Source organism: Streptomyces sp. NPDC048353 (assembly GCF_055587165.1).
On record NZ_JBVJGU010000007.1, the window covers coordinates 20,161 to 32,769 of the forward strand.

Consider the following 12,609-nt stretch of genomic DNA (forward strand, 5'->3'; position numbering starts at 1 on the left):
GGGCGCGGGGGTGGGGCGCCCACCGGGCGGTTGTCCGGCGGGGCCGTCCCCGGCCGTGGGGGGGTCCTTTACGGGGGGGGGGGCCCGCCCCCCCGGGGGGGGGGGCCCACCACCGCTTTCTCGTCTCGTCCTCCGGGTCACCCCTGCGGGGCGGGCCTCGGCTCCTCGGCCTGGGAGCGGCGGAACATCCGGGTGGCCGTGATCTCGCCGTGGATGGTCTCGCCCTCGGTGCTCTGCTGCGGCAGGCCGGGCCGCAGGTGCTCCTCGACGCTGATGTACTTCAGCCCCGCCCGCAGGTCGGCGTCGTTGCGCAGCCGGATGACCAGCGGGAACTCCGCGAGGGCAGTCGTGTCGAAGAGACCCGTGGTGTAGAGCAGCTGGACACCGAGCGCGTCCGACACCGCCCGCTGCAGCTCCAGGAGATACGTGGCGTTGGCGCGGCCGATCGGGTTGTCGAGGAAGAGGGTGCCCGCGTGGCGGTGCTTGTCGCGGCCGCGGTCGTTGGAGCGGAGCGCGGCCATCGTGCAGTAGAGGGCGATGGCGGCGGTGAGGAGCTGACCGCCGGAGAAGACGTCGCCCATCTGCCCGACCGGCACCCGCTCGGCGCGCAGCACGGCGTCCGGCTTCAGGATCTCCACGGCGATGCCGCGCGGCTCCAGCGCCGCCTGCACCCCGCGCAGCAGGAGCGACATGCCGTCCCTGCGCAGGTCCGAGTTCTTCCTGACGGCCGCCCGGGTCGCCTCGTCGATGACCTCGCCGAGCCGCTCGGTGAGGGTGGCCTGGTCGGGCTCCTCGAAGCGGATGCGCAGGAACTCCTGTCCCGACCACTCGCCGAGCCCCTCCGGCAGCCGGGAGAGACGCTGCGCGGAACGGAGGGTGGCCAGGGCGGACTCCACCAGGCCGCGCAGCCGGTCGACGATCGAGTCGCGGTTGCGCTCCAGCTGTTCCAGCTCGTCGGTGAGGACACGCAGTCGGGGCGCGAACGCCTCGGCCCATTTGGCGGCGTGCTCGGGCAGCGCGGCCGCGGGCAGTTCGCGGATCTGCTGCCGGGCGGGGGTGCGGACCTGTTCGTAGCGGGTGGAGTTGGCGTGGCGGACGAGGATGTCGCTCGCCTCGCGCACGGCCGCGTCGGCGCCGGAGAGTTCGGCGACGCAGGCGCGCAGCGAACGCCGGGCCTCGGCGGCGGCGTTCCGGGCCTCCTCCACCGCGCCGGCGTACGGCTCGGGCTCCTCCCGCTCCTCCTCCGCGTGGTCGCGCAGCAGGTCGCGCAGGAGCGCCGCCGTCTCGTCGAAGCCTCCGGCCGCGTCCTCGGCGGCGCGATGGGCGCGGAGCAGGCCGGTGTGCGCGGTGCGCGCGGCCTCCAGGGCGTCGGCGCGGGCGGCGAGTTCGGTGGTCGCGGTGCGGAGCAGGGTCTGGGCGTGCTCGGCGTCGGAGGGGACCAGCTCCTCCGGCAGCTCGGTGTGCGACGCTCCGTCCTCGGGGGCCAGCCGTTCGGACTCGCCGCGGAGCCGGCCGAGCTTCTCGCTCGCCTCCGAGGCCCGGGTCTCCAGCATCTGGACCAGGGATTCGGCGCGGGCGGCGGCGGCCTGGCGGGACGGGCCGTCGGCGCCGTCGGTGGACTCCAGGAGCTGCTCGGCGCGCAGGCGGACCTTGTTGGTGAGACGGTCGAGCTCGGCGAGCGCGGCGGACTCGTCGCTCTCGGCACGGGCCTGCTCGGCGCGCAGGTCCGCGCCGACGCCGACCTTCTCGTACAGCTGGGACGCGGCGCGGTACGCCTCGCGGAGGGTGGGCAGCGCCAGGCGCGGGGCGTCGGCGTCCGGCTCGGGGAGCTGGTCGGGGGCGCCGGCGATCTCGGCGCGCTCGGCCCGCAGGGCGCGCGCGGTGCGGTGGGCGTCGTCGGCGGCGCGCTGGGCGGCGCGGCGGTCCTCGTCGGCGGCCCGGGCCCGCTCCAGGCAGGTCTGGGCGCGGGCCTCGGACTCGGCGGCGTCGTCGGCCAGTTCGCGGAGCTTGGTCTGCCATGCGGAGCGTTCGCGCAGCCGGTAGGCGAGACCGGCGAGGGCGTCGGCGGCGCGGCGGGCCCGCTGGGCGGCCTCCTGGCGTTCGTCCCGTACGCGGGCGGCGTCGGCGGCCGCCTCGTCGGCCTCCGCCCGGACCGTACGCGCCTCGGCGAGGGTCGCGGCGGCCGCCTCCGCGGCCTCGCGGGCGGTGGTCGCCGCGGCGGCCAGCTCGCTGAGCATGCCGGGCGGGCAGTCGGCCCGCCAGGAACCGATCCGCGCGGCGAGCGAGCGGTCGCCGGTGAGCCGGGCGGCGAGCGTACGGATCTCCTCGTCGCGGGCGGCGGCGCGGGCGCGCAGGGCGTGCCGCTCCTCGTCGGCGGCGTGTTCGTCGTGCATGGCCGGGTTCGGCGGTACGAGGAAGACCCCCGCGTCCTCGCCCGCGTCGGCGCTCGGTACCGGCGCCAGCAGGGCGGAGGTCGTGCCGACGGCGACGGCGGAGCGGGGCAGCAGGGCGGCCGTGCTCAGCGCCTCGCGGGCGCGGGCGTACGACACGGGGTCGGTGATCACGACGCCGTCGACCAGCTCGGGCCGGGCGGCGAGGACGGCGGCGTGGTCGGCGGGGTCGACGGCCTGGGCGAGATAACGCCAGCCGGGGAGGGCGGGGATGCCGTGCTCGCCGAGGTACTCGACGGTGGCGAGCACGTCGGGGCCGGGCGGGAGCAGTCCGCCGTCGCCGAGGGCGCCGAGGATGCGGGAGTCGTCGGCGGCGGCGGTGCGCAGGTCGAAGAGGGTGCGCTCGGCGGAGGCGATCGACTGCTCCAGCAGCCGCCGCAGCTCGTCGGCGTACCGGTCGAACTCCGTGACGGTGAGCGGCCCGTGGGGCGCGGTCGCCGGGTCGGCGACGAGGCCGAAGGCGGCGCCCGCGACGGGGCGGGCCGGGGACGCGGCCGGGGCCGCCGGGTCCACGGGCTGGGGGCCGGGGCCGTGCGTCTCGGCGGGGTTCCGGCCGGATGCGGGGTCCGCGCCCGGGGCGGCCTCCGCATCGTCCGTGGCCGTCGCCGACCCGGTGCTGTGGCGGGCGGGGCCGGTGGGCGGGGTGGTGTCGCCGGGCGCCTTGTTCCGTGCGCCGTCGCCGACCCGCTGGCCCGGCAGCGTCGAACCCGCGGCGGGCAGGCTGAGGAGTTCGGCGAGGCGCTCGTCGGCGGCGAGGGACTCCGCGGCGCGGCGCTCGGCTTCATAGGCGTTCTCGGCGGCGTCGGCCGCGTCCGTGGCGCGGGCGGCGGCGAGTTCGGCGCGGGACTCGGCGGCGGCGGCCTCGCGGGCGCGGTCGGCGGCCGAACGGGCCGCGTCGCGGGCGACGTCCCAGGCGGCGACGGTGGTCTTCTCGGCGTCGCTGGCGGCAAGGGCCGCGCGGGCGGGGTCGGCGTCCGGGGCGGTGTCGTCCAGCCAGCCCGCCCGTACCGCCTCGGCGGTCTCCTGCTCGACCTCGGCGAGGCGCTGGCGGAGGTGCCCGGCCTCGCTGCGGGCGCGCTGGGCGTCGGTCGCGGCGGCGGTGGCGTCGCGGTGGGCGGTCTCGCCGGCCTCCTGGAGGGCCGCGGAACGCTCCTCCTCCTCGGCCGCCTGCCGCTCGCCGTCCTGCGCGGCGGCGGCGAGGGCCCGTACGAGATCGGCGGCGGCCCTGGCGCGGGCGGCGAGGGCGGGGGCCGCATCGCGCTCGGCCTCGCGGATGACCGCCGCCACCCGGGTGGAGCGGTCGCCCGCCGCGCGGTGGCGCAGGACGGCCTCGGTGGCCTGCCAGGCGGAGTGCAGGGTGCGGGCCTCGGTGAGCTCCCGGCGCTGGGAGGCGGCGCCCTTCTCGGCGGCGGCCAGCGCCAGGGAGGCGTGGCGGTAGGCGAGTTCGGCGGTGATCAGGGAGCTGCGGCCGCGCGCGGTCTCGGCTTCGGAGACGGCGTGGGCGGCCGAGGTGACCTGCTGGGCGAGTTCGGCGGCACGGCCGCGCTCCGCGTCGCCGCGGGCGGAGAGCCGGCGGGCGAGCGTGCGGGTGCGGCGCTCGGCGGCGGCGTGGACCTCCCGCGCGCGTGCGCGGGTTCCGGCGGCCTCGACGATGCGGCCGAGGAGGTCGACGGAGCCCGCCGTGAAGTCGCGCTCGGCGGTGAGTTCCGCGCGTCGGCCGAGCTTGTTGCCGAAGCCGCTGACGAGGTCGGCGAGGCCGTCGGTGTCGCGGGTGTCGGTGACGGCGCGCAGGAGCAGGTCGGTGAAGTCGGAGTCCTTCTTGACGGCGAAGAGGCCGGCGGCCTCGCCCTCGTCGGCGTTCATCTCGCGCTGGTAGCGGAAGAGCTCGGGGTCGAGCCCCAGGTCGCCCAGGTGCTCGTTCCAGCGGTCGTGGATCTCCTCCCAGTACACCTCCAGATGCGGATAGACCCGGCTCGCCTCGGTGAGGGCGTCCCGGAAGCCCTTCATGGTGCGGCGGCGGCCCCGCGCCCCGGAGGCGCCCTCGGCGGACGGGCGGACGGAGCCGGCCTCGGCGACCGGGAGGGAGTCGAGGCTCAGCCCCGGGCCGGGGCGGAAGGAGTACCACGCCTCGGCGAACTTCCGCGGGTCGTTGGAGACCTGGCGCCCGCGCCACTCGCTGGCCTTGCCGACGACGACCAGCTCGCCGGTGAGGGTGTGCTGCCACTCCAGGGCGACGTGGCCGCAGTCGTCTGCGAGCAGGAACTTGCGCAGCACGCCGGAGCTGGCGCCGCCGAGGGTGTTGCGGTGGCCGGGGAGCATCACCGAGAAGATCAGCTTGAGGAGGACGGACTTGCCGCCGCCGTTCTCCAGGAAGAGGACGCCTGCGGGGGCGGGGCGGCGGGGCGGGCCGACCGGCTCCTCCTCGAAGAACTCCGCCTGGGTGGGGGCGGGCTGGGGCACGGGGGCGCCGACTCCGCGCAGGTCCAGGACTGTGTCGGCGTAACGCGCACCGGCGGGACCGATGGAGTAGAGGCGGACCCGGGACAACTCGTACATGGCGGCGGACTCTCGTCGACTGGTGCGGTGGTTACGCGGCGTGGGGGGGGCGGAAGCGGTCGGGCGGGGCGGGGACGCTGTCGCGAACGGGCTCGGGGCGGGCGGGGCGGCTCGTGGGGGCGGGACGGCTTGTGGGGGCGGGTGGGTTCCGTGTCCGGGTTACGGATGGGGTTACGTGTGGAACGGCAGGCCGGCGTCGGCGGCCAGCTCCAGGTCGTCGCCCTCGGGCGGCGGGAGGAGGCTGGCCGTTCCGTCGCTGACGGGAACGACGCCGAGGTCGAGCAGCTCCGCCATGGCGGCGCTGCCGGCCATGTCACGAACCTGGAGCTGATAGCGGGCGGTGGTGCGGTACGCACCTCCGGCGTCGTCGCCGGTGCGCTGGAGGAAGCCGGAGTCGGTGAGGAAGGCGACGGCCTTGCCGACGATGCCGGTGGTGGAGCCGGCGAGGCGGCGGGCGTCCTTCGTGGCCCCGGTGGCGCTGCGCCGGGCGTAGATCCGCCAGGCGGCCTCCAGGCCGGGGGCGTCGGAGGCGGGGTCGGTGTTGACGCCCTGCTCCTCGGCCCGCTCTTCGAGCCGCCGGCAGGCCTGGCGGACGAAGGCGTCCACGCCGTTGACGGTGAGGCGGCCGATGTAGCCGTCGTCGGCGAGGTCCTCGGGGCGGGGGAAGGCCATGGCGGCGACGGCGAGGTGGGCGAGGCCGTGCAGGAAGCGGTCCGCGGAGTCGGTCGAGGCGCGGCGGGCGTAGTCGCCCATGCGGACGGCGAAGACGGAGTCCTCGCCCGCGGTGACGGCCATGCCGGCGCGGGGGGAGACCTCCAGGACGACGAGGCCGAGCCCGGTGGCGACGGCATCGGCGAGGCGCGCGAAGGCGGGGTCCTCGCGATAGCGCCGGAGCAGCTCGGCGTACTCGGCGTCGCGGGCGGGGAGCAGCTTGGGCTGGAGCCCGAAGGAGACGAGCCGCGCCGCGTCGGCCGCGTCGGCCGGGGTGACCACCGCGGACGGGGCGGCGGTCTGCTGGGGCTCCGGCTCGCTCCACGCGTCGGCGTGCTCGGCGTGGTGTTCGCTCACGGCTGGGGCTCCTCGGTGCGGGTGGTCGGTACTGCGGTGGGTCCGGGCAGGGGCAGGCGTACGGGCGTGACGCTCACCGCGGGGCGGCGCGGAGGCACAGGTGCCGGTTCGCTCTCGGGCACCAGCCGGACGGCCCGCACGACGGGTGCGGGGCTCCGCCGCGCCGGCTCGGGCACGGACACGGTTCCTACCCGCGCCTGACGCGTGGCGGGGGCAGGTGTGGGGGCCGGCACGGGTGCCTGCAGGAACCCCGGACCCGGAGGGCAAGGCGGCGGGAGCGCACCGTCCGCCCCGGAGGCGCCGACAAGCGGGCCGATCGGGATCACCGCCCCGGAGGCGTCGGCGAGCAGATCGGTCGGGATCGCCGGCGCGGGGGTGTCGGGCATCGGCGCGAGGTCGCTCATGTCGCCTCCGAGCGGGCGGCCGCCATACCGACGGCGTCGAGGAGTGCCGTACCCACTATCAGGTCGGCTCCGCCGAATTCGGGGTCGTCGAGGGAGGTTCCGTCGTCGACGGCGAAGAGCAGGCGCTCCTCGCCCTGGCGGTACGCGGTGCCGACCGGCGGGCTCGCGGCGTGGACGGCGAGCAGGGCGACCAGGTAGGGCAGGTCCGGGTCGCGGCGGCGGGCGTCGGCGAGGAGGCCGGAGAGGCGGCGCGGGGCGTCGTGCTCCAGGTCGAGCAGCTCCATCGCGCTCGCCAGCTGCTCTTCGCTGAAACGGCTGTCGTCGGGGGTGGCGATCAGGTCCGGCTCGGGCATCTCGGCGCCGAGGTGTTCGCGCTCGACCGGGGGTGTGAGCAGCATGTCGACCAGGTCGCCGATGCGTACGGACACGGGCGTGCGCAGTCCGGTGCCGTGGGCGAAGAAGGCGTCCGTGACCCGGGTGGCCTGCTCGACGGGGAGCGGGAGGAGCGGGGCGACCAGCTGGCCGTACAGGTCTATCCCGGTGTACGAGGTGGGCGCGGCGAAGGCCTGTCGGTCCTGTTCGGCGCGGAACAGCGGCCCGGCCTCCAGGAGGCGGGACTGGAGCTGGGTGTGCCGGCGGATGCAGTCCTTGACGATGTCGACGAGCTCGGCGGCGCGGCGCTTGTGCTCCTGGTCCTCGGCCTCGTCGCGGGCCTTGCGGATGTTGGTGAGGATCGCGTTCTCGTGGCGGTAGCGGTCGGCGACGTGGTCGAGCGCCTCGGCGATCAGGTCGGGGACGGCGCTCAGCCAGTCGACGGCCCGGACGTTGCGCCGGGTCGCCTCCAGGGTCTTGCGGAGGGTCTCGGCGTACTGCACGGTGCGGTACCGCGCCTGTTCGGCGGCGAGCTGGGCGTCGGCGAGACGGCCCCGGCTGATCAGGACCTCCAGCTTCACCTCGGCCGCGATCTGGGCGCTGGTGACGTCGGTGTCGAGGGCGCCGACGAGGACGTTGACCGCTTCGTCGGTCGTCCGGAGGAAGACCGCGCCGCCGTGGCCGGGGACCTCTTCGAGCAGCTTGAAGTCGTAGTCCCGGCGGGTGTAGACCCCGTCGGCGCCGAAGGTGCCGTAGACGGCGCGGAAGCCGCGGTCGACGCTACCGACGTTGATCAGGTTCTCCAGGACCCAGCGGGCGACGCGCTCGTGCTCGGCGGCGGGGCGGGCGGGTGCCTGGGCGGCGACCCGGGGCAGCAGGCGGCCGACGATCTGCTCGTGGTCGGCGCCGGTGTCGAAGTCCATGTTGAGCGTGACGAGGTCGATGGCGGAGAGCGCGACCTCCGCCATCGCGTAGACCGAGTACTCCCCCGCCAGGTTCGCCTTGCGCGCGTCCAGGTCGTGGAGCGGCGCGGTGCACGCGAGCGCGCGGAGGCGCCGCGCGAGCCCTTCGTCGGCGGCCGGGCCCGGCGCGGGCCGCGGCCCCGCGCTGAGCTGGGGCGGAACGAAGTCCGTCGAGGCAGGCGAAGTCACGGAGCACAGATTAGGTCCTCACACTGACAACGGTCGAAACGGCGCAGATGCGACCGCCCCGAGGCGCCCGTGAGGCCCTGCCCCGCGAAGCCCGCCGCATGACGCCTCTGACGAGGTGTTCCGGCGGCCGCCTCAGCCCTCCCGCGCCTTTTCGTCCGTCTCCGCCCCGCCCTCGACCGCCCGTGCGTAGGCCTCGACGAGGCGGGCGCGGGAGTCGTCGAGGTACCGGGCCAGGAGGCGTTCGGCCGTCGGCCGCTCCCCCGCGCGCAGGGCGTCCAGAATCTCCTGGTTTCGTACGAGATAGGGCTCGTGCAGCCCTTGGGCGTCGTCCACGATGTGGAAGGCCAGGCGGAGTTCGGCGAGCACGCTCCGCATCAGCTCGTCGGTGCGCGCGCTGCCCGCCAGGGCGACCAGTTCGCGGTGGAAGTGGATGTTGGCGGTGGAGACGGCCGCCCACTCCCCCGCCCGGGCCGCCCGGCGCCCCTCCTCCACGGCGCCGGCCAGGCCGTCGAGCGCGTACGGCGGCTCTCCGAGACCCGCCACGACCGCGCATTCGACCAGTCGCCGGGTGCGGTAGATGTCGGTGACGTCCGCCACGGTGAGCACCCGGACGAAGACGCCCCGGTTGAGTCGGTGGACGAGCAGCCGTTCGTGGGTGAGCAGCCGGAAGGCCTCCCGGAGGGTGTTGCGGGACACCCCGAGGGCGCCGCCGATGCCGTCCTCGGACAGACGGGTGCCGGGCGGGAAGAACCCCTCGGCGATGCGGGTGCGCAGGATGTCGGCGACGCGTTCCGCGGTGCTCGTCCTGCCCAGCAGCGCCCGGTCGTGCGCGAGTTCGTGCGTTCCGCTCACCGTTCCTCGTCTCCTCGGTGCGCCCCTCCGGCGGTCGCCGCGAAGTCAACCGCACAAACGAGGACGAGACAACGTACCTCTTGTCGGATCGTTGAACGATCCTCTACGTTGACGACACCGCACGGCACGGCAACGCACGGTCCTCCCGCACGTCCTCAGGCACGCCTCTCCCCCTGCGAGGTGCAGATGAGCACGACACAGACCCGGCGCCGGACCCCGGGCGAACGGCCCGACGAGACAGGCGCGTTCGCCTGGCTGCGCGCCCTCGGGCCGCGCGGTCGGCGCGCCTTCGGCGGTGCTTTCGGCGGATACGCCCTGGATTCCTACGACTTCTTCACGCTGCCGCTCTCGATGGTGGCCATCGCCGCCGCCTTCGGTCTCGACAAGGGCCAGACGGGCCTGCTGACCACCGTCACCCTCGTCGTCTCGGCGGTGGGCGGCGCGCTCGCCGGCATCCTCGCCGACCGCGTCGGCCGGGTGCAGGCGTTGATGATCACGGTCGTCACGTACGCGCTCTTCACCGTCCTGTGCGGCTTCGCCCCGAACTACGAGACGCTGCTGGTCTTCCGTGCCCTCCAGGGCCTCGGCTTCGGCGGCGAATGGGCGGTCGGCGCGATCCTGGTCGCCGAGTACGCCTCCGCCAAGCACCGGGGCCGCACCCTCGGCGGTGTCCAGAGCGCCTGGGCGGCCGGCTGGGCGCTGGCCGTGATCGTCTACACCCTGGTCTTCCGGTTCGTCGACGCCGACACCGCCTGGCGGGTCATGTTCTGGACCGGCGCGCTGCCCGCGCTGCTGGTGGTCTACATCCGACGGAACGTCGAGGACGCCCCGCGGGCCGCCGAGGCGCGGCGGACGAGCGCCGACCGCGGGTCGTTCACCGCCGTCTTCAAGCCGTCGCTGCTGCGCACCACGCTCTTCGCGGTGCTGCTGTCGACGGGCGTGCAGGGCGGCTACTACACCCTCGCGACCTGGGTCCCGACCTATCTGAAGACCGAGCGGGGGCTGTCCGTGGTCGGCACGGGCGGATATCTGGCCTTCCTGATCTCGGGCGCCTTCATCGGCTATCTGACCGGGGGCTACCTCACCGACCGGCTCGGCCGGAAGAAGAACATCGCGCTCTTCGCCGTCCTCTCCGCCGTCTGCGTCCTCGCCTACACCCACATCCCCGCCGGGGCGAACACGCTCGTCCTCGTCCTCGGCTTCCCGCTCGGCTTCTGCATGTCGGCCATCTTCAGCGGTTTCGGCTCCTTCCTGGCGGAGTTGTACCCGACGGCGGTACGGGGAACGGGCCAGGGATTCACCTACAACACCGGCCGCGCGGTGGGCGCGGTCTTCCCGACCCTCGTCGGCTTCCTCTCCGAGAGCTGGGGCGTCGGCGGCGCGCTGGTCTTCGGGGCCGTCGGCTACGGCCTCGCCGTCCTGGCGCTGCTCGGGCTCCCGGAGACCCGCGGAAGGGAACTCGTATGACACGGAAGGTACCGACACCATGACCTCGGGCTCGATCGACCTCAACGCCGACCTCGGGGAGGGATTCGGCCGCTGGACGCTGACCGACGACGAGCGGTTGCTCTCGGTGGTCACCAGCGCCAACGTGGCCTGCGGGTTCCACGCCGGAGACGCGGTGACCATGCGGCGCGTCTGCGAGCTGGCGGCGGCGCGCGGGGTACGGATCGGCGCGCAGGTCTCCTACCGCGATCTGGCCGGCTTCGGCCGGCGCTCGATGGAGGTCCCGGCGGACGAGCTGGCCGCCGAGATCGCCTATCAGATCGGGGCGCTGGAGGTCTTCGCGCGGGCGGCGGGGTCGCGCGTCGCGTACGTCAAGCCGCACGGCGCGCTCTACAACCGGGTGGTCCACGACGAGGAGCAGGCGCGGGCGGTCGTCGACGGCGTCCTGCTGGCGGGCGGCGGGGGGCTTCCGGTGCTCGGGCTGCCCGGCTCGCGGTTGCACGAGGCGGCCGGGGCAGCGGCTCTGCCGGTGGTCCCGGAGGCCTTCGGCGACCGGGCGTACACGGCGGACGGCTCCCTGCTGCCACGGGGGCGGGAGGGAGCCGTCGTCACCGACCCGGACGAGGTCGTGGCACGGTCCGTGTCCATGGTCCGGTCCGGCCGGGTCACCGCGCACTGCGGACGGTCCGTCACCGTCCGGGCGCGGTCGCTCTGTCTGCACGGCGACACCCCGGGCGCGGTGGACCTCGCCCGCCGGGTGCGTGCCGGTCTCGAGGCCGCGGGCGTGCGGGTGGAGGCGTTCGTATGACGGCGCCCCGGGTGCTCCGGGTCGGCGAGCGGGCGCTGCTCGTCGAGCTGGCGAGCGGGGAGGCGGCGGAGGCGTTCCACGCCGAGCTGCTGCGGCGGAGGGAGAGCGGCGCCCTGCCCGCCGTACGGGAGATCGTGCCGGCGGCGCGGACCGTACTGCTGGACGGGGTCGACGCCCCCGACACGTGGGCGGGGCAGTTGCGGGAGTGGACGGTTCCGCCGCTCCACGCGCGCGTGGAGCGGGCGGTGGAGGTGCCGGTCCGCTACGACGGCCCCGACCTGGCGGAGGTCGCCGCGCTGTGGGGGGTCTCCGAGGAGGCGGCCGTACGCCTCCACTCGGCGGCCGACTTCCGGGTGGCGTTCTGCGGTTTCGCGCCGGGGTTCGGTTATCTGACGGGGCTCGGCGAGCGGTACGAGGTGCCGCGCCGGGCCACCCCCCGTACCGCCGTCCCGGCCGGTTCGGTCGCGCTCGCCGGGCCGTACACCGGCGTGTACCCGCGCTCCTCCCCCGGCGGCTGGCAGCTCATCGGCTCCACGGACGTGGTGCTGTGGGACACCGGGCGGGAGCCGGCCGCGCTGCTGGCGCCGGGCACGCGGGTGCGTTTCGTGGTGGCCGGGCGATGACCGACCGTGCTGTCGCCGTCGTACGGGCCGGGGCGCTGACCACCGTGCAGGACCTGGGGCGCGCGGGTCACGCGCATCTGGGGGTGCCCCGGTCGGGGGCCCTCGACGCGGGGGCGGCGCGGCTCGTCAACCGGCTGGTCGGCAACACGGAGGACGCGGCGGTCCTGGAGACGACCGTCGACGGATGTGCGGTACGGCCCCGGTGCGCGGTGACGGTCGCCGTCGGCGGCGCACCGGGCCCGGTCACGGTCGACGGGCGGCCGGTGGCCTGGGGAACGGCGGTACGGGTCGCGGACGGGGCGCTCCTCGACGTCGGGCCGGCCGTGCGCGGGCTGCGCGGGTATGTCGCCTTCGGCGGGGGTGTCGCCGTGGAGCCGGTCCTCGGCAGCCGCTCCACCGACCTGTTGTCGGGGCTCGGGCCGGCCCCGCTGGTGGTCGGGACGGTGCTGCCGCTCGGGGCCGAGCCGGCCGCCCGGGTCGCGGTCGACGCGCCGCCCTGGCCGGGGCCGCCGGACGAACTCGTCCTGCGGGTCCGGTTCGGTCCCCGACACGACTGGTTCTCCCCCGCGGCGCTGGAAACGCTCGCCACGCGCGCGTACCGGGTCTCGCCGTCGAGCAACCGCATCGGTCTGCGCACGGAGGGCCCGCCCCTGGAACGGACCGTCACGGGCGAACTACCCAGCGAGGGCATGGTCCTGGGGGCGGTGCAGGTCCCGCCGGACGGGCGCCCGGTGGTGTTCCTGGCCGACCATCCGACGACGGGCGGGTATCCGGTCGTGGCGGTGGTGCGGGAGGCCGACCTGGCGGCCGCGGCGCAGGCGGTACCGGGGACGGCGGTCCGGTTCCTGCCGGTTCGTACCGCTTCGCGCTAGTCGATCT

The 12,609-nt window shown here is 75.6% G+C and carries 8 protein-coding genes; 4 read left to right on the top strand and 4 right to left on the bottom strand.

Annotated elements, in window-relative coordinates; all coding sequences use genetic code 11:
* Positions 1–137: 137 nt before the first annotated feature.
* The 4 genes from ACZ6RC_RS24245 to ACZ6RC_RS24260 form a co-directional block, all read right to left on the bottom strand.
* Positions 138–5,006 (bottom strand): hypothetical protein, encoded by a 4,869-nt coding sequence (locus ACZ6RC_RS24245; protein ID WP_469586823.1) that lies wholly within the window; start codon positions 5,004–5,006, stop codon positions 138–140.
* A 171-nt stretch (positions 5,007–5,177) separates the two neighbouring features.
* Positions 5,178–6,074: a hypothetical protein gene (locus tag ACZ6RC_RS24250; RefSeq protein ID WP_469586826.1), complete on the bottom strand. Its 897-nt coding sequence runs from the start codon at positions 6,072–6,074 to the stop codon at positions 5,178–5,180.
* A gap of 400 nt (positions 6,075–6,474) precedes the next feature.
* Entirely contained in the window at positions 6,475–8,001 is a 1,527-nt protein-coding gene (locus ACZ6RC_RS24255) for a hypothetical protein (RefSeq protein WP_469586829.1), read from the bottom strand.
* Between the two features lie 132 nt (positions 8,002–8,133).
* Positions 8,134–8,853, bottom strand: a complete 720-nt coding sequence (locus tag ACZ6RC_RS24260; RefSeq protein ID WP_469586832.1) for a GntR family transcriptional regulator — start codon at positions 8,851–8,853, stop codon at positions 8,134–8,136.
* 186 nt (positions 8,854–9,039) lie between these two features.
* On the opposite strand from ACZ6RC_RS24260, the gene ACZ6RC_RS24265 reads away from it, so the two are divergent.
* From ACZ6RC_RS24265 to ACZ6RC_RS24280, 4 genes are read left to right on the top strand one after another with little or no spacing between them, the layout of a single operon-like run.
* On the top strand, positions 9,040–10,320 hold the full coding sequence (locus ACZ6RC_RS24265) for an MFS transporter (protein ID WP_469586835.1): 1,281 nt from the start codon (positions 9,040–9,042) through the stop codon (positions 10,318–10,320).
* A gap of 19 nt (positions 10,321–10,339) precedes the next feature.
* On the top strand, positions 10,340–11,107 hold the full coding sequence (locus tag ACZ6RC_RS24270) for a LamB/YcsF family protein (protein WP_469586838.1): 768 nt from the start codon (positions 10,340–10,342) through the stop codon (positions 11,105–11,107).
* Positions 11,104–11,730 carry a 5-oxoprolinase subunit PxpB gene (gene pxpB, locus ACZ6RC_RS24275; RefSeq protein WP_469586841.1) on the top strand — a complete coding sequence of 209 codons (627 nt, stop codon included), beginning with the start codon at positions 11,104–11,106 and terminating at the stop codon, positions 11,728–11,730. The genes ACZ6RC_RS24270 and pxpB overlap by 4 nt, the downstream gene beginning before the upstream one ends.
* Entirely contained in the window at positions 11,727–12,602 is an 876-nt protein-coding gene (locus tag ACZ6RC_RS24280) for a 5-oxoprolinase subunit C family protein (RefSeq protein WP_469586844.1), read from the top strand. Before pxpB ends, ACZ6RC_RS24280 begins: the two co-directional genes overlap by 4 nt.
* Positions 12,603–12,609 lie beyond the last annotated feature (7 nt).

Excerpts from the sequence above, each read along its gene's own strand:
- pxpB (WP_469586841.1), top strand. The coding sequence starts at position 11,104 with ATGACGGCGCCCCGGGTGCTCCGGGTCGGCGAGCGGGCGCTGCTCGTC.
- ACZ6RC_RS24245 (WP_469586823.1), bottom strand. The coding sequence starts at position 5,006 with ATGTACGAGTTGTCCCGGGTCCGCCTCTACTCCATCGGTCCCGCCGGT.
- ACZ6RC_RS24280 (WP_469586844.1), top strand. The coding sequence starts at position 11,727 with ATGACCGACCGTGCTGTCGCCGTCGTACGGGCCGGGGCGCTGACCACC.
- ACZ6RC_RS24270 (WP_469586838.1), top strand. The coding sequence starts at position 10,340 with ATGACCTCGGGCTCGATCGACCTCAACGCCGACCTCGGGGAGGGATTC.
- ACZ6RC_RS24265 (WP_469586835.1), top strand. The coding sequence starts at position 9,040 with ATGAGCACGACACAGACCCGGCGCCGGACCCCGGGCGAACGGCCCGAC.